The sequence below is a fragment of the Bacillus sp. SB49 genome (assembly GCF_000469135.2).
GTDB lineage: Bacteria > Bacillota > Bacilli > Bacillales > Halobacillaceae > Halobacillus.
The window spans coordinates 1,297,450-1,316,984 of sequence record NZ_CP048117.1 but is presented as its reverse complement, the minus strand read 5'-3'; the positions used below and the strand labels follow the sequence as shown (position 1 = coordinate 1,316,984).

The 19,535-nt window shown below is 48.8% G+C and carries 25 protein-coding genes; 3 read left to right on the top strand and 22 right to left on the bottom strand.

Features of this window, described 5'->3' with window-relative positions; all coding sequences use genetic code 11:
- The 4 genes from M662_RS06910 to M662_RS06895 form a co-directional block, all read right to left on the bottom strand.
- Positions 1–816, bottom strand: a complete 816-nt coding sequence (locus M662_RS06910; RefSeq protein WP_026578479.1) for a hypothetical protein — start codon at positions 814–816, stop codon at positions 1–3.
- Positions 817–941: 125 nt separating this feature from the next.
- Positions 942–1,445: a PadR family transcriptional regulator gene (locus tag M662_RS06905; RefSeq protein ID WP_026578478.1), complete on the bottom strand. Its 504-nt coding sequence runs from the start codon at positions 1,443–1,445 to the stop codon at positions 942–944.
- A 4-nt stretch (positions 1,446–1,449) separates the two neighbouring features.
- Positions 1,450–3,909 carry an FtsX-like permease family protein gene (locus M662_RS06900; protein WP_026578477.1) on the bottom strand — a complete coding sequence of 820 codons (2,460 nt, stop codon included), beginning with the start codon at positions 3,907–3,909 and terminating at the stop codon, positions 1,450–1,452.
- Positions 3,878–4,597 (bottom strand): ABC transporter ATP-binding protein, encoded by a 720-nt coding sequence (locus M662_RS06895; protein WP_026578476.1) that lies wholly within the window; start codon positions 4,595–4,597, stop codon positions 3,878–3,880. The genes M662_RS06900 and M662_RS06895 overlap by 32 nt, the downstream gene beginning before the upstream one ends.
- A 205-nt stretch (positions 4,598–4,802) precedes the next feature.
- On the opposite strand from M662_RS06895, the gene M662_RS06890 reads away from it, so the two are divergent.
- Entirely contained in the window at positions 4,803–5,561 is a 759-nt protein-coding gene (locus M662_RS06890; protein ID WP_008637352.1) for a sporulation protein, read from the top strand.
- A gap of 54 nt (positions 5,562–5,615) precedes the next feature.
- On the opposite strand, the gene M662_RS06885 is transcribed toward M662_RS06890, so the two are convergent.
- The 6 genes from M662_RS06885 to M662_RS06860 form a co-directional block, all read right to left on the bottom strand.
- On the bottom strand, positions 5,616–5,924 hold the full coding sequence (locus M662_RS06885; protein WP_051348959.1) for a DUF5316 family protein: 309 nt from the start codon (positions 5,922–5,924) through the stop codon (positions 5,616–5,618).
- Positions 5,925–6,050: 126 nt separating this feature from the next.
- On the bottom strand, positions 6,051–6,494 hold the full coding sequence (locus M662_RS06880) for a putative immunity protein (protein WP_236096543.1): 444 nt from the start codon (positions 6,492–6,494) through the stop codon (positions 6,051–6,053).
- A 335-nt stretch (positions 6,495–6,829) separates the two neighbouring features.
- Positions 6,830–7,984: an alpha/beta hydrolase gene (locus M662_RS06875; RefSeq protein WP_152522234.1), complete on the bottom strand. Its 1,155-nt coding sequence runs from the start codon at positions 7,982–7,984 to the stop codon at positions 6,830–6,832.
- A 132-nt stretch (positions 7,985–8,116) separates the two neighbouring features.
- Positions 8,117–8,515 (bottom strand): DoxX family protein, encoded by a 399-nt coding sequence (locus M662_RS06870; protein WP_008637340.1) that lies wholly within the window; start codon positions 8,513–8,515, stop codon positions 8,117–8,119.
- Between the two features lie 53 nt (positions 8,516–8,568).
- A complete protein-coding gene (locus M662_RS06865) occupies positions 8,569–9,417 on the bottom strand; it encodes a M56 family metallopeptidase (RefSeq protein ID WP_026578473.1) in 849 nt (282 codons plus the stop codon).
- 1 nt (position 9,418) lies between these two features.
- Positions 9,419–9,832: a BlaI/MecI/CopY family transcriptional regulator gene (locus M662_RS06860; RefSeq protein ID WP_026578472.1), complete on the bottom strand. Its 414-nt coding sequence runs from the start codon at positions 9,830–9,832 to the stop codon at positions 9,419–9,421.
- A gap of 225 nt (positions 9,833–10,057) precedes the next feature.
- Here M662_RS06860 and M662_RS06855 point away from each other — a divergent pair, with 225 nt between their 5' ends.
- Positions 10,058–10,726, top strand: coding sequence for a DsbA family protein (locus M662_RS06855; protein WP_026578471.1), 669 nt, complete (start codon positions 10,058–10,060; stop codon positions 10,724–10,726).
- 41 nt (positions 10,727–10,767) lie between these two features.
- Here M662_RS06855 and M662_RS06850 read toward each other — a convergent pair whose 3' ends face one another.
- The gene (locus tag M662_RS06850) at positions 10,768–11,523 is read right to left on the bottom strand and encodes a class I SAM-dependent methyltransferase (RefSeq protein WP_026578470.1); all 756 of its coding nucleotides are present in this window, start codon (positions 11,521–11,523) and stop codon (positions 10,768–10,770) included.
- 150 nt (positions 11,524–11,673) lie between these two features.
- Here M662_RS06850 and M662_RS06845 point away from each other — a divergent pair, with 150 nt between their 5' ends.
- Complete coding sequence (locus tag M662_RS06845; protein ID WP_026578469.1) at positions 11,674–12,003, top strand: hypothetical protein; 330 nt, start codon at positions 11,674–11,676, stop codon at positions 12,001–12,003.
- A 190-nt stretch (positions 12,004–12,193) separates the two neighbouring features.
- Here M662_RS06845 and M662_RS06840 read toward each other — a convergent pair whose 3' ends face one another.
- The 11 genes from M662_RS06840 to helD all read right to left on the bottom strand — a co-directional run bounded on the left by M662_RS06840 (position 12,194) and on the right by helD (position 19,434).
- Entirely contained in the window at positions 12,194–12,685 is a 492-nt protein-coding gene (locus M662_RS06840; protein WP_051348957.1) for a GNAT family N-acetyltransferase, read from the bottom strand.
- Positions 12,686–12,739: 54 nt separating this feature from the next.
- Positions 12,740–13,093 carry a DUF4181 domain-containing protein gene (locus M662_RS06835; protein ID WP_026578468.1) on the bottom strand — a complete coding sequence of 118 codons (354 nt, stop codon included), beginning with the start codon at positions 13,091–13,093 and terminating at the stop codon, positions 12,740–12,742.
- A 2-nt stretch (positions 13,094–13,095) separates the two neighbouring features.
- Positions 13,096–13,818, bottom strand: a complete 723-nt coding sequence (locus M662_RS06830; RefSeq protein WP_026578467.1) for an AAA family ATPase — start codon at positions 13,816–13,818, stop codon at positions 13,096–13,098.
- Between the two features lie 33 nt (positions 13,819–13,851).
- Positions 13,852–14,250 carry a DUF1259 domain-containing protein gene (locus M662_RS06825; protein WP_026578466.1) on the bottom strand — a complete coding sequence of 133 codons (399 nt, stop codon included), beginning with the start codon at positions 14,248–14,250 and terminating at the stop codon, positions 13,852–13,854.
- 68 nt (positions 14,251–14,318) lie between these two features.
- Positions 14,319–14,957 carry an alpha/beta fold hydrolase gene (locus M662_RS06820; protein ID WP_026578465.1) on the bottom strand — a complete coding sequence of 213 codons (639 nt, stop codon included), beginning with the start codon at positions 14,955–14,957 and terminating at the stop codon, positions 14,319–14,321.
- A 74-nt stretch (positions 14,958–15,031) separates the two neighbouring features.
- Positions 15,032–15,409 carry a DUF4440 domain-containing protein gene (locus M662_RS06815; RefSeq protein ID WP_026578464.1) on the bottom strand — a complete coding sequence of 126 codons (378 nt, stop codon included), beginning with the start codon at positions 15,407–15,409 and terminating at the stop codon, positions 15,032–15,034.
- Between the two features lie 27 nt (positions 15,410–15,436).
- Entirely contained in the window at positions 15,437–15,853 is a 417-nt protein-coding gene (locus tag M662_RS06810) for a GNAT family N-acetyltransferase (protein ID WP_008637316.1), read from the bottom strand.
- Between the two features lie 19 nt (positions 15,854–15,872).
- Positions 15,873–16,160 (bottom strand): hypothetical protein, encoded by a 288-nt coding sequence (locus tag M662_RS06805; RefSeq protein ID WP_008637314.1) that lies wholly within the window; start codon positions 16,158–16,160, stop codon positions 15,873–15,875.
- A 13-nt stretch (positions 16,161–16,173) separates the two neighbouring features.
- Positions 16,174–16,341 carry a hypothetical protein gene (locus M662_RS06800; protein WP_161484894.1) on the bottom strand — a complete coding sequence of 56 codons (168 nt, stop codon included), beginning with the start codon at positions 16,339–16,341 and terminating at the stop codon, positions 16,174–16,176.
- A gap of 12 nt (positions 16,342–16,353) precedes the next feature.
- Positions 16,354–16,932: a type 1 glutamine amidotransferase family protein gene (locus tag M662_RS06795; RefSeq protein WP_026578463.1), complete on the bottom strand. Its 579-nt coding sequence runs from the start codon at positions 16,930–16,932 to the stop codon at positions 16,354–16,356.
- Positions 16,933–17,091: 159 nt separating this feature from the next.
- Positions 17,092–19,434, bottom strand: coding sequence for an RNA polymerase recycling motor HelD (gene helD / locus M662_RS06790; protein WP_026578462.1), 2,343 nt, complete (start codon positions 19,432–19,434; stop codon positions 17,092–17,094).
- Positions 19,435–19,535 lie beyond the last annotated feature (101 nt).

The following is a 19,535-nucleotide window of genomic DNA, read 5'->3' as shown; positions in this document are numbered from 1 at the left end:
CTACCGGTTTCTCAGCTGACGCTCCATGAAAAGGAAGCAGACAGCACCGATCACCAGCTGCTTCTCGTCCTCCCGAAGCTGTCCGGAGAGTCCGACGATATCATTATCGATATCCCGAAACAGTTCCGTATATTCATGCGGGAACCTGCCGTTATAAAAGTCCGCCCAACACCGCCCTTCTTCGTCCACCAGGTTGAAATCACCGGAAAACCCGGACACCTGAACAGACAGAAGTTTGTTTCCATCGGTTCCCCTGAGCTCCCCCTTAATATGGACAAGGCTTTTGAATTCTTTCTGTATGTAAGACCCGAGCGTTTCCCCATCCCGGTCGTAAATCGTTACGACCGTATCTTTAAACCCTTTTCGACTCCAGGAGAGGATTCGTTCCCCTGTGTTGGAGTAAAATCCGAATGTCGTCGGAAAGAATGACAGCACCGATTTTCGATAGAGGATCAGAGGGCGAACCCACCAGGCGGCTTTGTCTAGCTTCCATCCGCCCAGATAAGCGCCGTTCTTTTCGAAGATGAGCAGGCGGGGGAACCATCCAGCATCTCCTTTCAGCACAAGATGATCCACCTCTGAAAGAGAATTATTCGATTCCGGTACCTCCACTTTCTTTACTTTGTTATATTTCTGTCTGCTGGAAACCACCATACTGCCCATGAATAGAAGTGGGAGCGCAAACACAGCAATATTCAGCCACTGCTCCGCTGTTCCCGGCGGTCTCCATAACACATAGACAGAGAGCACGGCCAAAAGAATGACGGACAGCAGGGCGGCCAGTTTCTCCCTCCGTTTATACATCGTTGCAAGCATTCGTTCACGACCACCTTTTTAGAATTTTCAATATTCCACCTTTATCCAATGTAGCATGGTACGGTGTCTAATGGAATAGTAAAAAAAAGCAGGGGACCCTTTCTCGGGATCCCCTGCCTGAATCGTTATCGTATCCTGTTTTCCACCTGCATGATCCAGTTCAAGTCCGCCTCCAGGTGCAGCAGCAGCCCGCTCATCCATAGGTACGTATTCTCGTCTCCCTTCATAAGGGCTTCCGTCTTCGCGGACGTCAGTTCCATGACCCCTTCAAGGATCACTTCCTTCTGATTCTGGAGCATTTTATCTTCGTCCTGAAAACCGATTCTGCGGGAGCAGTTCCATTTAAAAAAGAAGTCGTCCTTCGTCGAATGATAAGGCACCGGTTCCAGCAGCCACTTTTCCACCTGGTCCTTCCCCTTCTGCTCCAATTCGAACAGCTTCCTGTCCTGATCATCCAAGCCCGGAGACGATACCAATTCGTCCCGGATCAAACGGTCGAGCGTCGTGTAAATCTGTCCTGGATTGACTTTTCCCTTCATACCAAGAAGGGAGTCCATCTCCAGCTTCAATTCGTAGCCATGATGTCTCTCTACATATAACAAAGTTAAAATTCCATATTTAACGGACAATGTATCAACCTTCTTTAAGTGATGCCTGTACATCGATTTTACTTGCCGAACGGCTTGAAATCCACGCCGCGCCTATACTTAAGACAATTCCGGCAGCCAGCGCCACCATCATCGTCGGTACAGGGAGGCGGAACGTCATAAACCCTTCCATCAGTTCGGATTTACTCGTCGCATAGATGAAAAGCACCCCAGACAATAAACCGCCTGCTACACCCGATAAGCCGATGAGGAGCCCTTCGGACAGAATCATCGTCTTCACCTGCTTTTTCGTAAAACCGAGCGCTCGCATCGTTCCGATCTCAAACCTGCGCTCGTACGTATTCATCAACAGCGTATTGGCGGTACCGACACTTGATAAGGCAATGATGATGACCATCAATAACAGGATCAATTCATTCATCCCTGTAATAGCGGAAGTGGTGGACTGAATTTCTTCCTCTGCTGTCTGCACTTTGGACAGATGCTCACCGAAATCCTGCCACAATTGATTGCGCAGCGCCTGGTCGGCGTTGTTCGTTACCGTTAACAGCATATCATAGCTTTGGCTCCAACCGAATTCATCCGCCAGGTTCTCCTCCTTCATGAAAGCTGTATAGCCGGCATGATGGGAGGTTTTCACGACGTCGACCACTTTGTACTGCTGCTCTCCGTTCGGAGTGTTCATCAAGATGGAATCCCCGATCTCCCCGCCCCATTCATCAAAGGCCCGTTCACCAAGCGCAATCGTAGATTCCTTTTCCAGGGAGGCATAGGTGTCTTCTGTCCCCTTTTCTTCAAATAAGACGGGGCCTTCCTCCCTCACAGAAAGCACCGAAAACTGCCGCCTCTCTCCTCCCACGGTTTCCCATGTAATCGGAGCAGCTTCCGACAAAGGCTCTACATCCGTAATTTCCTTGTACGTAAGCAGTTTATCCACATCATCCTGCGTCCACGGAGCCTCTGAAGTGATTCTCATATCCCCGCCGTACGTACTCGTAATTTCTTTTTCATAACCTTCCGGCGCTGTTTCAATTACGGCACTAAGTAACAAAATGATTGCTACTCCAACAGCGAGGATCGCAGCGGTATTGGCGTTTCTGTTTATCTGCTGATACAGATTCCTGACAGCCACTACACCCGGATAGTGAAAAAATGACCGGAATAAAGGGGCCGTCAGTTTCCCTATCCCCGCTAACAAAAGCGGGAACAAGAGAAGGACACCTGCAATTCCCGCCGCGTAGGAAATTGGATGATCGATGAAAACACAGCAAATAAGCACAAGTCCTGCGAGCCCTCTTCCTACATAGCTTGTTGATAAAGGCTGTTTGACACCTGCTTCCTTCAACGCCAATAAAATAGAAACCTTCCCCGCGTGATAGATGGGAAAAAGAGAAAACAACACAGGATAGCAGAGACTGAGCAGGAAGGCGGTCAAAACAGGCCCCTTCCAATTCAACGTGTAAACCATATCGAATTGGAATACTTGCAGAAGCGCCCCCATGAATGCATCCCCCATCCAAATACCAAGCGGTACCCCGACGAAGGAACCGATTAAAGCGAGAAGCACCATTTCAATAAGAACCAGTTTGGAAACAGAACCCTTCGTGTAACCAAGGCTCTTCATAATGGCGAATTCTTTCTTCCGCTCAATCACGCTCGTATAAATCATATTGAACACGATGAATCCGCTGATAAATATGGCAAGTGCTGCAATGATATAGAAGAAGGTGTACAGCCCTCCGATGTCATTACTCTGCAGATCATCGGCGACGACAGGTTCGATATAGGCGCCCGTCCCCTGGAATTTCTCCTGCCATTTCCGGAACAGCGCTTCCCCATCCCCATCTGTTTGAAAACGCACATAGGACAGCGCATCTTCCTCCCCGGTCCACTCTCTTAACAGGTCAAGTGGAGCCATGACGCGGAAGCTGCTAGATTCCGCCCCTTCCCAGTCACTTGGACTGGAGAGCAGCTGGGTATATTCCGTAATGGCAGACACTTTCGCCTCTCCCATGCCTGTGAAGCGGACGGTATCGCCGACTTCCTTATCCAGCAGGGCTGCAACCGGTTCCGGAAGGACGATCCCCTCATTATCGAGCTCCCCCTCTATTACAGGAATCTTCAAAAGAGAACTCTTTTGATCATCGACGCCGGTAATCCGGACAGACCTCTCATTAAGAGTACGTTCTTCCAATTCGAAGAAGGTCTGCTTATCAAGTGCATGCAGCGTCTCTGTAACAGCCGGATCATTCTCCATTGGAGCGATCGTGGATTCCGGATACGTCTCCCCTTCGCTCAGCACCCAATAGTCCGCATCCGCTACATACATATCTTCGTAATAGTCAAAGACGTCTTCCGTCGTTTCATTCGCGATCAACATTGCCGTCAACATCATCGTTCCAACGATAATCGCAAGCAGGGTAAAGAAAAAGCGCTTCTTGTTCGACGTCGTATTACGCCATGAAATCAGCCAAGTATTTAGCATAGTCCCGATCCTTCCTGGATATGACCTGATCGACGACCCCGTCACGGAAAAGAACGATTCGATCCGCAAAACCCGCCGCAAAGATATCATGGGTCACCATGACGATCGTTTGTTTCTGTTCGCGGTGGAATTTGGAAAACAACACGAGAATCTCTTCCGCCTTTTGTCTGTCCAAATTCCCGGTCGGCTCATCCGCCAGCAGGACAGCCGGGTCATTGACAAGTGCACGTGCAATGGCGACCCGCTGCTGCTGCCCTCCGCTCAAAAGGTTGGCCCGTTTCTTATGCAGTCCCTCCAACCCTACCGATTGAAGCAGCTCATGGACGTATTCCTTCTTTTCTCTCGTCAGCTTCCCATCTGCATGGAGCGGAAACGCGACGTTCTCCTCCACCGTCAAGGTCGGGAGCAGTTGATAATTTTGAAAGACAAACCCTAATTCTTTTCTCCTGAAGATCGTCCTTTCCTTCTCCTTCATGTCATGCAGCGGACGCCCCTTCACATGCATCTCTCCGTCTGTAGGCGCATCCAGCCCTCCCAACAGCTGCAGAAGCGTACTCTTCCCCGACCCGCTCGGCCCCATGATCGCGACGAATTCTCCTTCCTGCACTGACAAATCGATGCCTTTCAACACGTCTACACGCTGCCTACCCTGGATAAAGTCTTTCGTCAAACCATTAACTGTAATCATTAACAATCCCTCCCATCTTTATCTACGCTCATTATATACTAAGTATATATAAAAGGGTAGAAATAATCCCAGAATAATTATCTAAATGAGACAAACAAAGAAATAAATCATTATACTAAGTATGCACACAAATTAGTTTTCTGTTAAATTTTGAACCCTTTTGGGTCGTCCGGACGTAGGTATAAAAAAGAGGAGGAGAGGCCCTATGTTTAAGAAATTCCTGGCAAGTGTCGGCGTCGGTGCTGCGAAAGTGGATACCCAACTGGAAAAGAACCAATTCGTTCCCGGGGAGGACGTGCGTGGGAGAGTCGTCATTAAAGGAGGAGATGTCGAGCAGTCGATCGATTCCATCCATATGTTTCTGATGACCGAAGCGGTGCGCGAAGTAGATGAAAAGAAAGTGAAAGAAAAAGTGGCGCTCGAGAAATACTTGATTGCAGACAACGAAACGATCGGGGCAGGCGAAACGAAAGAAATACCGTTCGTCATACAAATGCCATTTCACGCTCCCGCTTCCCACGGCCGCCTGCCGATCTGGTTTGAAACGGGACTGGATATTCCGATGGCACTGGACCCGGGTGACAGGGATCCGATTAAGATCGCTCCGCATCCGTCCATCCAGAAAGTGATCGAAGCACTCGAATCCATCGGCTTTCACATTAGGAAAGTGGATATGGAGGTATCGAAACGCCACGGGTACGTTCAGGAATTCGAGTTCGTTCCTAACGGGGAATACCGCAGCTACCTGGACGAATTGGAGGTCATCTTCTTCCTGAACGAAAATAAACTGGACGTCATGCTGGAAGTGGACCGCCGGGCCAGGGGGCTTAAAGGGCTGTTCTCAGAAGCGTTGGAGATGGACGAGAGTATCGTGAAAGTATCCTTTGACGAGCAAGAACTTCAAGAAGGAACGACAGCGATAGCCGGTAAACTGAGGACATCCATCGACCCCCTTAAACAATAATACTTCCCATAAAAAAACGTCTGAGAAGCCATTCTCAGACGTTTTCCTATCCTTTTAAAAACCGCCGCTCTGGACGACAGCGATAACAACGAAGAGGAGCACACAGACGGCATTCGGTGCCCCGATCAGCAGGAAGCGTACCGTCCAGCTGCCCCTTGCCTTCCTCGTCTCCTTGTCCCCGGAATGATAATTCGCTCTGTTCCGATCCCCGCTGACGAACACCCCCGCAAGCAGACCGGCAAGCAGAAGAGGCACCAGCGCGAACCAGCCGATGATCTGCACTGTCGTTTCCCAACGCTGCGTGAAAAAACCATAAATAAGAGCCAGAAGGGTACCGATCAAACCTATTCCGATGAAACGCACACCGTCCACTCCTTTCTATCACAAAGGAAGACGACCTCCTCCGTTTAGGAGACCATCCTCCCTTAACAAAAGCTATGCTTGATATGCCGGTTGTGTGCCCGGATTAAAGCGATCCCGGGTCCTTTTTCATTGTAGAAATTCCGCCCATTCCCGGTCACACGTATCCGTATGCTCTATCCAATAATCCAGCCGGTGATGGTACTCCTTGATTCTTTTCCTTGCATGGCTTGTAAAATCCATCCTGCCATATTCATAGACCAGAGCTGTTAACTCATAAATCGGTAACCCTAATGCATGGGTTCCTACGTGCACAGTTGCTCCAGCATGGCCGACAGCTTGACATAGAGCGGCATACGCAGGATCCGCTATTTCTTTGGAAGCGGCATGCGCATCCAGGATGGCTCTCTTTGCTTCCGGCATCTTGACAGCTCCCCGCGCCCATTCATCGCAGCGCTCCAGACAGATCCTCGGCCTCTCTTCCTCCGGGTATCGATCCTGCAGGCGTAAGAGAGGAACACGGGCACTCTCCAACGCCCACATCACAAGCGTTCTGCGCGGCTGTATGGCCATGCGATCTCTTAATGGCTGTAAAGAAGGACTATTTCTAGTAAATAGAAGCTTATTTTTCCTGTCTATATTTCTTTTCACATCAGAAAATATGCCATTCATCCTATCGTTCATTCCCTCTTATGAAATTCCCTGCCCCTTTTGCCAACCATACCTGCGTTTCGTTGTCCTCAGCTGTTCGTTCGACCTTGTTTATAAACTATTCCGCATCCCTGCCTGTGAGGGTTTTGATCTTTCTGCCTTCCCACGTAATAAAAACAGCCCGTTTTTACCAGCACAGAATTGGAAAGGATTCCCTCTCGGCCGTTGATTATCATCTACCCCTCCATCCCGCCCCCTTAAACCTCTGCAGATTTGTCACGCTTCCTGTTGATCACCCACTCCGCAAACACTGCCGCCCCTCTACTGATACTCTCGGCACGAATCGAGTGGAACAAGTCGAAGTTATGCTCCGCACCCGGCAATTCTACATAAACAACCGGATGTACAGAGGACCCGGCGATGTGCTGAGAAAGACGCTTCGCCCCTTTTTGGCTCACGTACGTATCCCGGTCCCCGTGCACAAGAAAGAAGGGAGGAGCGTCCTTCGCATCATGATTCAGAGGAGAAGAAAGTTCCTTCTCCATCTCCATTCTTCCATAATACCCGTAGAAGGAGATGGCTGCGGCGATCGTTGTGTCCGCTTCTTCAAAACCCGGCTGGTACACAGGATCATTGACTGTCAGTGCGGCCATCGTGGCCAAATGACCGCCTGCCGAATTCCCTGCTAGGAAAATCTTATCAGGGTCTATATTGTACGTGCCGGCATGCCTGCGCACCCAGGCAATCAGCTTCTTCACATCGATGAGCGGTTCCGGGAACTCCGCATTGGGAAGAAGCCTGTAGTTCGCACTGATGCAGACCCATCCACGCTTTACAAAGTGCTGGATCATCGGCAGCGATTGGGTGCTTTTCTTCCCGCTGACGAAACCGCCTCCATGCAGGTGAATCAAAACAGGAGCTCGATCCGGACAACGTTTGTGCCGGTACAGATCCATGCGGTTGCGTGAACCCTTATCCGCATAAGCAATATTGCGGGTCCTCTTCACTCCTCTCCATATCCGGAAAGGACCGAGGAATGCACGGACGGAAAAACTGTGCCTGATGCCGGCTTGCGCACCGGTTCGGCGCCATCCTTCAAGGTGTTCATCAAAAGCATGCCGGAGGATGGACGCTGTTTTTAAACTTTTTGAGATGCCCCATAGGACGGCCGCAGCAGATGCAGCCATGATCACCAAGGATACGGGGCCGAGAACCGAATTCAAATCCCCTTCGATTACAGCAAGAAAGGTGGATAAAAACAAGAACAACAGCAGATGAAAAGATAGCTCGGTAAACATCAGCAGATACTTCCCCGGCGACCGAAAAGGCAGCGCCCACTTTCTTGGTACGACCGCAAAACAGACACCCGACGCATACAGCAGAGCTGTCACAAAGTAGCCCAACGGTTCCACTACGTCACTTCCTTCCACTATACAATGACCTTCTCTCTATACCATTCAAGAATCTCCGCAGTGATTCCTTCTATTCTCGTTTGGATAAAAAAACAGGATCGCCTCCAATTAAGAGACAACCCTGCGTTTATTTTAGGATACAGCCTTTTCTGATGTTTTGCCTGTGAAGCGGCTATCCAATGCGAGCGGACCGCTGCCTCCGATAAGGAGTGCGATGGACATACTCAGAAGAGCAAGATCGAACTCGACTCCACCGACGAAGCCTTGACCGATTTTAACAGTGAAGATCGCCCCTAGCATAACGATCATGAACAAGCCGGCGATGACACGGGTAGCGAGCCCGAGAATCATCAGCGCCCCTCCCAGAAGCTCAATGACGGCGACGGCATACGCCATCACCCCGGGAATGCCGAGACTGTCAAAGAAACCTGCTGTGTTGGATATTCCTCCGGAAAACTTCTGTGCTCCGTGGACGAGGAATATGATTCCCAGAACCACCCGTAAAATAGTCATACTTGTCGTTGTCTTCATTATTATTTCCTCCTTGATACACTACACTATGTAGTGCTTTGATTTAAAAATTTTTAGGGAAGGGCGATGATGAACATCCCCGTCATCCCTAAAAAGATGATGAAAGATAACAGTGCTGATCCTAATGGAACCGCTACTTTGACCTGCTCGTCCGGCTTAACCAGCTGCTGGATCCTATAATTGACCGCGGTATCGGCAAAAGAAACAGCGAACGAATGCGCCGCTTTTCCTTGTCCATTCCTGACGAGCTTCAAGAGCGCGGCACTCAGATACAAATCATTGTCCATCTGGTCAATCGAATATTGATCGGCTGCCAGCTCCTTACAGACATGATATTGTTCCGCCACCCACTTTAGTATCGGAATATACCAGAATGCTGCGGTAAGGGTCTGGATGAGTAATTTCTTCAACGGATCGAAATATCTTTGGTGATACCCTTCATGATAAACGACCGCACGAAGTTCATCCTTCTCCAAACCTGCTACCATTTCGGACGAGAGAATGATTTTCGGTTTCAGGAACCCGCATGTGAGCGCCATCCACTCGTCACTTTGGACAACGATCAGGTTCTTGTTCCCAAAGCCGGTCTTCTCTCTGACCTCGGTAGTCAACGGTTCATCACGCAGGGCTTCCATCCTCCGGTGAAACCGGTGATGGAGCCGGAACTGCCTTCCGATTTGGATCAGAAAAAGTACAATTGTCGAGATCGCAAGCAGCTGGAGAAGAGCATTCAGTGGCGACACGTCGATGGCCTGCAGCCAGTTGTGACAGACTTTTGCGATGTTTAAAAATAAATTATGGCTCGTCACCACATAGAAGCCGTACCATGACATCTGAGCAATGACCGCACTGATCAACAGAAACGACAGGATAAAAAGAAACTTGAGCTCCCTGATTTTCATTCTACTTCTCCTTATTCAGCTGCTGCACCTTCTTCTCCAGCTTCTCAAGCAAGCCGGGGTCCGCTTCCTCCAAGGCATCCAGCATGTGATTGACGGCAAGCGAACCGAATTCATCCATGATTCCTTTGGTCAGCTCTTTCGATTGATCGTTCAGGAATTCCTCTCTTGTAAGGACAGGAGTATATAACGATTTCCGCTTCTCTATCCGCTTTGTAAGCACACCTTTATCAACGAGACGGTTCATCACGGTCATGACCGTATTGAACTTCGCCTCCTGCTCGTGATCGAGTCTTTCTTTGACAGCTTTGATCGACATTTCAGATCCGTTCCAAAGCACATCCATTACACGCGCTTCCAGCGGTCCAAAGAAACGGTTCAGCCCTTTTTCATTTGTTTTGAACGGTTGAATTTTCATCTCTACACCTCTCAACTACAGATTGTAGTGTAGACTTCCCTCCCCGTCAAGACGCGAATTTTCCCCTTTGACTTTTCACACTACATCATGTAGTGTCTTGGTGAAGGAACTTTCCACTCTTTTTTAGAGGAAGAAGAAGCTTCCACACGATCGATAAGGGGAACAAGTACAACAGCAGAATCCCTGACCGATCATACGTTTCCACGAAGGACAGGAGGACAACTCATGAAGAAGCCATGGATATGGATGTTGGTTTTTCTCGGCATCGTAGTCATCGCAGGAATCATCGGGGTCTATGCAGCAACGAATTCCGATGATGATACAGGCTCCGGGGATGCACCATCCGCAGACACCTATGAAGGACAGCCTTATCTTGGAGATGAGGATGCAGAAGTGAAGATCGTCGAGTTCGGCGACTATAAGTGCCCGTACTGCAAAGACTTTACCGCAAATACGTACCCATTGATCGATAAAGACCTCATCGAGACAGGAAAAGCGAAGTTCTATTTCGTCAACTACCCGTTCATCCACGAGGATTCCAAACGGTCGGCTGAATTCGCCGAAGTCGTTTATCAGGAACTTGGAAATGATACGTTCTGGGAATTCCATGACCTATTGTATGAAAAACAGAACCCTGGTGAAGAGCAGGAAGAAGTCTATACGGAAGACTACCTCGTAGAGACGCTGGAAAGCATCGCAAGCGAGGAAGAAGCACAAACCGTACTGGAAGCGTACCAGAACGGCGAAGGAGAAGATGCCGTCGAGCGCGACTTGGATCTGGTGAAAGAGTGGGGCGTCACCAGCACTCCTGCGCTGTTCATTGACGGCGAGCGCTTTGAAGGAAGCACGCATGAAGATTTCGTACAGGCTGTTGAGGAAGCACAGGGAGAATAATCGAAACAGGCAGAAGGAGCACATCCGCTCCTCTGCCTGTTTTATTTTTTCACTGCTTCAAATGTGATGACCTGATCGGACTTTGACGGATACACTCCGCGCTTATAATCCGCAGATATCTCTTTCACCTCAAACCCGCACGCTTGCAGAACCAGAGAGAATTCCTCCACTCCGTACCACCGGGTCGGAAAACGCTCCTGTTCACTTTCCATCAGCTTCCCATTTCTCCACCGCTCATACCGATGATGCGAAACGACATACTGATGGATGTAATCCACTTCCACCTGCTTCGCTTCCAGCGTAATCGTATCCCCGTTCGGGCAGTCCCACTGCTTCACAGACACCTTCCCGAGTTGGATATCCGTCTCCAGAAAGACATCGAGGAGCAGTTTTCCTCCTGTTTTCAAATGATGATGAAACTGCCGGAGGGCCGCGATCGACTTCTCCCGTTCATGAATCAAAAGGAACGTCCCGGTCGGTACTACGATCGCTCCGTATTCCTCACCCAGGTCGAAGTCGGTCATATTCGCTTCGAAAAGCTTTGGAGCAACCCCGCTCTGCCGGCAGTTGTTACGGCAGACAGCGAGCATGTCCGGAGACAAATCGAACCCGTCCACGTCATATCCATTTTCAAGCAGCGGAATCAACAGCCGGCCGGTGCCGACGGCAGGCTCCAATAGTCTGCCGTTCACCCCGCCCAGATGGTCCAAATAAAATTCGATATCCCCGAAGGAATGGCCGATCGGTTTATCCAGGTCATACACTTCTGCAGATAAAGAGTTGTAAAATCCGAACATTTCCTCACCTCATTTCAATCCTCATTTTCCAATGAGAGATTTATAAAGAATAATTTTCATGATAGAATGTAATACATAATTTTACATACCATTCACGAAATGACCTTCCCATATTTTGTGATAACCAAAAAAACCATTAAGGAGACTACTATGTTAAAAGGAAAAAAAAGTAAATGGACCATTTTCATACTAGCGGCCGCCCTTGTTTGTCTATCTATTTTCTCCATGTATCAGATGTTACAAAACTATTCCCAACAGGAGCTACATGATAGAGAAGAACTCTTAGCTGCTGTTATGTGGGAAATTACAAACGAAGACAGTGGCCTTGCGAAAGAAGCAATTGATGAAATTACTGTCATAAAAGCGAAAGCCGGCATTCCCCCGTTCAACTATGATGTAGCTGTCAATAAAAAGAATGGAGAACAGGTGCTGTATTCCTGGAAAGACGAAGAGAAAAGTGCTGTTCAACGAATAAATTAAGGAAAGGGAGCATCCTCTATTTAAACCAATACTTACAAAAAATGAACAGCCCGCCCCTCACTGATCTTTCTTCTTGGAATTCGCCGCAAAAATACCACTGAACAATGCAAGGCAAATGGCAAACCATGTCCAAAAACTCATCCGTATCCCTCCGCTTTCCGACATCTCTCCTTACATATTTCTACAATGGTCAGGAGAAGTCCTCCGGCGAACAGGAATTGGTGATTACATCCTTCCACATGTGAGCCCTCTGTCCATCATCCACGTACATTTCATAGCCATTATCGATATAAAACCGGATAGCCTGTTCCCATTCCCGATGGGTTTCCAGCACCAGCTTCCTGTACCCGGTTTGAAACGCATACCTTTCCATAGAGCGCAGCATCCTTCTTCCTATCCCGGACCGCCTGAATTCCTTCACGACAGACATACGCACGAGCCTTGCCGTACCGTTGTCCTCTTTCACTACAGCTGCCGTCGCAATCACCCGGGCTTCAAAGACGGCGATAAGAAATTTACTGCCCACCTTTTGATAGCTCAATAGAATATCATCCAAATCAGGATTCAGTGAATGGTCGATAAAGCCGAAATACTCTTCCATGCCGGCAAGGATCACCCGTTTCGCTTCTCTTTCATACCGGCTTTCTATTTCCATGATTTTTACATTTTCTGTATCTATCATCGTATCCTCCTTCATAAAAAGGTTCTAGCAAACGGACCATCTCCTCGACCGTTCTCAGAGAATGACATAATGCCCTGCGAGTAAAAGAAGGAGGACAGACACCATAAGCAGGAGCGTTACGACAAACTGCCTGGAGTTCTTAATATACATCCACTCAAGCAGAGCATGGAAACTGTTAAAAGCAACAATCCCACTGATAAATAACCAAAACCCGTTCTCAACGGTCCGATCTATGCTCCATAACAGGAGGAGAAAGAGGATGAAGAATAGACGACTTCCCCACCGCTCCACTCTCCACGCTTTCGTCGTTGACAGGTCAACCTTGTTTACTCCTAACCACCGGTGGAGGTATTTATCCAACAGATACATAAACAGACCGGCGCTGATAAAAAACAAAAGAATATCCATACCTATCCCTCTTCTTCCCGGAACAGTTCATCAAGGATACGCTCTTTATTTTCAAGGAAAGCCCTCGTTATTTGATAGTGATCCGTTTCTTCATAAGAGATCCGTTCGATTTTCCCGCCGTCGAACGAGAGGATATCCGCATTCGGGTAGCCCAGCAGGATCGGGGAATGGGTGGCGATGAGAAACTGGCTGTCCCCTTCTGTCTCCAAGTCATGGAGAATCTTCAAAGAAGAGAGCTGACGCTGCGGGGACAAGGCCGCTTCCGGTTCATCCAGCAAGTAAACCGCCTTCCCTTGGAAGCGGTTCGTAAACAGAGAAAGAAACGATTCCCCGTGGGACTGCTTGTGAAGGGAGCGGCCGCCGTAGCCTCCGAGCGCCCCCACTTCCTCGATATGAGTAGCGAAGTTGTAGAAAGATTCCGCTCGTAGGAAGAAGCCCCTGGACACTTTCGGCATCCACGAAAGCCTGATATAGTCACCGAGGTCAGACGCTGCAGCATGAACATCATACGTGTTATTGCGCCCGCCGCCGGCGGTGTGAAAGCCGCACATATCGGCGACGGCTTCCAGCAGCGTCGATTTTCCGGATCCGTTCTCCCCGACGAAGAATGTCACACGGCTTTTCAGATCGAGATGGTCAAGTCTCCGGATGGCGGGTATGGAAAAAGGATAAGCTTCATAGGATTCGATCTTCTCTCGCAGGAGACGGATTTCTTTCAAAAACATATGCTGCCTCCTTTATTGTTGTTCTCTTTCTAATCAAGGGACGGGATAACTGCTTAACGATGAAAACGCCCGCGCCATTTTACCGGCGAAATCAAGCGGCGGTTCCACTGATTGGATGTGCATATACATGACAATCGGATTCATATACAGCCAATGATTATGAAGCGCGCCCACAACCAGTCCCTGCTGGACAACGGCACGCATAAAGCCCGGTATTTCCTCTTCTAATACCGCTACTTCTGCAAGACACAAAGCTCTTCCATTCGTATCAAGGGATTCAAAAGAAAGACCGACAGGGACGACCGCCCGACTAGGACGGCCTTTAACCACGGCCTGGAAAGTCCGATGCAGCGATACGGTACAGGTCCCGTGTTCCAAGCGGCTCCTGCCGTTTACCAGCTCAGCGAAATGATCACATAGGGAGGATGGCATGAAATCAGTCCTTCCTTCTTTTATCCGTCCATGTATATTCGCTTGCTCAACGGTTCAGAAGAACGGTATCATTCATCATAAAGAAACGACGTGATTTCCGTGATGACTTGATGCATGATGGTCAGAGACCTGAAGGGGTCCAACGGGACAGCCTCGAGCGAATGGTCCGCCTCTTGAATAGTAGTGACTTTTGCCTCTCCCTTCATTACCCGTTTCACCGTTTCTTCCATATAATGATGATCCTTGTCTCCTATGATGATAAGTATCTTGTTGGATACGCCTGCAAGTGTTGCTGCCAGAGAATCTTTCTTAAGCAGCGGCGTCAAGATGACGAAGTAAGCATCGGGATAATCATCAAACATCCTGCGCCCTAAAGCAAGTGTGCCGAGCGATTTCGCCACCACCACCATACGTGAGTAGGTCCGACCGAATAATACAGCACGGATTACCGCATCGACGTCTTCTGAAACCAATGCCGAAAACTTGTCATCATATAAATCAAGCCTCTCATCCATGTAATCGTAATGAATATGGACGATATCGGTACGCTTCTCAAGCATGCCCATCGTCGCGTAGTAAAACAGCGGTTTGTCATAGGTGTAACTGGATCCGGACAGCATGAAGCAGACGGTGTCGGATTGATTTTGAATATATGTGTAAGCGAGCTTTCTCCCTCTTATTTCTACTTCCCTCTTATCCACTTTCATACCCTTTTCTCTCCTCTCATCCACCACAGAAAAAACTCGGAAACCCCCAAGTCTGAACAACCCAATTTTACTTCCTATCTTTCCAGTTCTATGTATTCCTTCACGAGTTTCCAATCATCCGCTTCTTTCCTCCAAACGAACATACACTGTGCAGAAAAGGCGGTTCCCTGGATGACGTTGGTCTCCCTCCCGAGCACGATCTTCTCCTGCCCGTCCTTCCTCTCCCCTATAGAAGCGATTTCAAAAGTCTTCTCCGCCTCATCCATCTGCTTCAAGACAGCTTCCAAGTCATAGTCGTAGAAATATGGATCCGGCTGCAGAATATCCGACCGGGACCAATAACCGACGAAATCCCTGGACATAAACGCTCGTATGCCCGCAGCCTCCTTCGTAGCAAATCCCTCATTCCAAGCAGAAAAATACGCGTCCAGTACTTTTTCTATTTTTTCCATAGATATGCTCCTTTCTATGAATAATCTTCAACGGTCGAACCGTTTGACCATGTAATACTGCGCGAATCCCTCCGGGTGATCCTCCAGTGTTCCGAACACCTCGAATCCATGCCGCTTATAAAAGTCCGGTGCCTGGAAGCTGAACGTATCCAAATGGATGAAGCGGCATCCTTTTTCGCGGGCGGCCGTTTCCATTTTTTCAAGCAGCGCACTTCCATATCCTTTTCCTCTTAATGTTTCCTCCACCCAGAAGAATTCAATATGCATGTGATGCCAGAACATGTTCGCCGTAATTCCTCCGACGATCGTATCGTCGTCCTCTTTCAACAGGAAACTGATATCTTCATTCGGCGTCTTAAGCTCATCCGGCAGCATACGCATGTTATGTTCGATGACTTTCTCCCTTACATAATCCTCCAGTTTTTCTTCTTCTATGATTCTCAATTCTCCTCCTCCTTCCCGATTATGGATAATGACAGAGGGTAAACCCCTGTTTTTGCGCGCATTCCTGCATTTGTTTCACTAGATTGTCATGAGAAGACGCTGTTTCCCCCTGCGTTATTACACGTCCGTCCACCTCGAACTCCTCATAAATGAGAAAGCTGGAGCGATTAATCTTCCTCACAATGAAGGTATTGCATTCATATTCCCCGCTCCTTATATTGGGAGATTGGATAAAGGCAAGAATGCCTTCATAGTACTCCTGATCAGTAATTTCCGACTCGAGAAAAGCCTGCAAATCATCCATCATGTTCCCACCTCCATCACCAGTCGAATAAAGAATGGAGCGCCTTCCCGGCCATTCGGAGCATCCAAAGAAGGAGTCGGAACGGAAGCAGCAGCAATTCAGGGATGAATAACAGAATATCCAGCCAGTCGCCGGAATCAGACTTCCTTGCTTTCTTCCGTTTCCATTTACTTTTCCTATTCATCTCACTTCCCCCTCAATTTGACAGGAATCCTTCTTTAAAGAAGCCGTACCATTCCTCGCGACCGCGCTCATCCATTACGTTCAATTCCGTAAGAATATCCCGCGAAAATTCCAGCGCCGCACTGCCGTTAGCCGTGATCAAACCGCTGCTGCGAACAGACTGCGCCTCTATATACAAGGAGTCTCCCTCATAAGCAGCCGCCCCTTCCTTCAAATATGCCAATGAGTTACCGGTATGCTTCCGATTATCAAGGAACCCATGCCTGCCGAGGAACGTCGCTGCATCACAGATGGCCGCTACCGGTACATCCAGGTCCAAACAACTCCGTACGAGCGCTTCCGCCTGCTGGTTTTTCTCTTCTCTCCATCCCGTCCCGCCCGGAAATATGACCATAGCAGGAGATGGGTCCAAGCGTTCACCCAACTGATAATCGGGCAGCACCGTCATACCGCCCATCGACACTTTGGGTTCCTTATCAATGCCCATCGTTTCGATACTGTACCCCGTTCCCGGCTTATTCAACTCCGCCGTTATGTAGCCCACTTCCCAATCCGCATAACCATCTGTAACAAACACGAGCACCGTCTTCATCTGAACCCTCTCCCTTTATGAATCCTGTCTATTAACAATTTATCATTTATTTCATTTTTTTAACATATTTAACAATGGAAAGGAGCCCTCTTCCTTTGAGACAGCAAAAAAGCTTACCCATCAGGATAAGCTTTTTTACCATTATCATAGATCTCCGTTTCACTTCGACACAGCGAGAACCGTGCCAAGAGATACTCCGTTCAACAGACGCGTCGGCTCCCCGACACTGTACAGGTAAAGCGTGTGCATCGCACGCGTACAGGCGGTATAAAACAGCCGGCGCAGGTGCTCTTCTCCATAGACCCGATCCGACGCATCATAAATAAGGACCGCATCGAATTCGATCCCTTTTGCAAGATAGGACGGAAGGACGACCACACCCTGCTCGTATTCGTCCGTGCTTTTCTTAACGAGCTTAAGGTCGTCGACTGCCCCTAGTCCCTCAAAGGCATCCGCGCTTTCCCGAGCCGATTTACAAATGATGGCGATCGTATAGTGGCCTTCCTGTTTCAACGCAGCGACCCGGGACACGATCTCTGCATGCAGCTCTTCCCGGGTATCAAGCGTGGTCAGCTTCGGCTTTTCTCCTTCCCGCTCAAACGCCTTGATCTGTTCCCCTTCCGGCACAAGCTCTCTTGTAAATTCAATGATCTGCTTCGTCGACCGGTAGCTTCGATCCAGCGTAATGCTTTCTGTTTCCTCTGGCCCGTACAATCCACTCAGAAAATCAAAGTTCACCGATTGGTCCGCGTGGGCGAATATCGCCTGATTGAAATCTCCCAACACCGTCATGCGGGCTCTCGGGAACAATCGTTTGATGAACTCGAATTGGAACACCGAATAGTCCTGCGCTTCATCGATCAGCACATATTTGATGGCGTTATTCGACTGGAAGCCTTGAATAAGCTCCTTCAAAAGAAGGTAAGGCGTCGCATCTTCCTGATACAGCTTCCCTTCCTTCAACGCCTCCTTCGTCATTTCACAAATACGGGACCACTCATCAGGTATACGACTGTCGCCCCACAACTTGTCATGGAGAGATTCATCAAAGATCTGGCGATACAAGTTCTTGATATGGATGAACTGAAGCGCCTCGATCTTTCGGCGGAGCGGCTTCAACCTTCTACGGACGATCAAGCGGGAAAGGACTTCCTGTTCTTTTTCATAAAATTTATAAGTGCCGTCTTCGTATTCTTTTTCCTTATCCAGACGAGTATATACCTTCTGGAGATCATCTTTACTGAGCAGCTCGATTTCTTCCTGGACCCACGACTTTTCCAGTTCCCCAACCTCGATCCGGTCGATCATCTCGAGAAGCCAGTCCTTCAGCTTCTCGATCCTGTTGTTGAAACGGAGGTTTGTATCCTCCGTATAAAAGCGCTCGGCGATATCCGCTGCTTTGACCAGCGATTTTCCGCGAAACTTCAGCCCACGGAAAATCATGCCGGAGGACTCCAGCATGTCGCGGTATGTTTTCATCCCTTCAAAGAAAACGGAGGAGGCTTTAAATTGAGCACTTGCCCTTCTTACGCCGTAATCAGGGTCGTCCGTGCATTCCAGCATGTACTCCAGCTGCTCGTAAGGACCTTCCACGGAGAAGGAATCCTCGAGCCGGTACTCCAAATAGTCCTGGAATGTTTCCTGCTCCATATTTTCTTCCCCTAATTCCGGCAGGACGTGGGAGACGTAATTGGAGAACATAGCATTAGGAGAAAAAAGGATGATTTGATCCGCTCTCAAGTTTTCCCGGAATTTATACAGGAAATAAGCGATTCGCTGGAGCGCTGCCGACGTCTTGCCGCTGCCCGCTGCGCCGTGCACCATCAGGAGTTTCCCTTTCACATGCCGGATGATCTTGTTCTGCTCTTTCTGGATGGTTGCAACGATGCTCTGCATGTGTTTGTTGGAACCCTGGCCAAGAACTCCCTGAAGTATTTCATCCCCGATGGTCACACTCGTATCAAACATGGACTCAATGACACCATTCTTAATGTTGTACTGCCACTTTTTTTCAAGCTCCCCGTGAATGCGGCCCTCCGGTGTGTGATAGGCGGCAGGGCCCGGCGCATAGTCATAATAGACACTTGAAATCGGGGCCCGCCAGTCATAGATGAGAATCGATTCATCGGCTTCATCCGTAATCGTCGATATCCCGATATGAACAGACTCCGCTTCCTCCTGACCCTCTTCTCTGAAATCGATCCGGCCGAAATACGGAACTTCTTCCACCCGCTTCAGCCTTTCCAAGCGGTGGAAGGCCTGTCTGTGCGTTCCCTGACTGACCGACAGATCCTGCGCCTGCTGTCTCATCCCGATGATCGTTTCCAGATAGTCGTCGAACGTATCCATGTTGATTTTCAGATCATCCCAAAAGTGCTTACGGATATGGATCACTTCTTCTTTCCGCTTGGCGGCGTCCGCTTCCAATACGCCGATCTGCCTTGCGATATCTGCCATCACCATATCCAAATATCTCTGTTCTTTCTGTATTTCGTCGCCCAAAATAAGTCCTCCTTTAGAAAAAAACGCATCCGCTATTGACTCCGCGCCCTTTTTAAGTTATAATTTATAATGGATACATATGTTCAATAGTTAAAATAGAG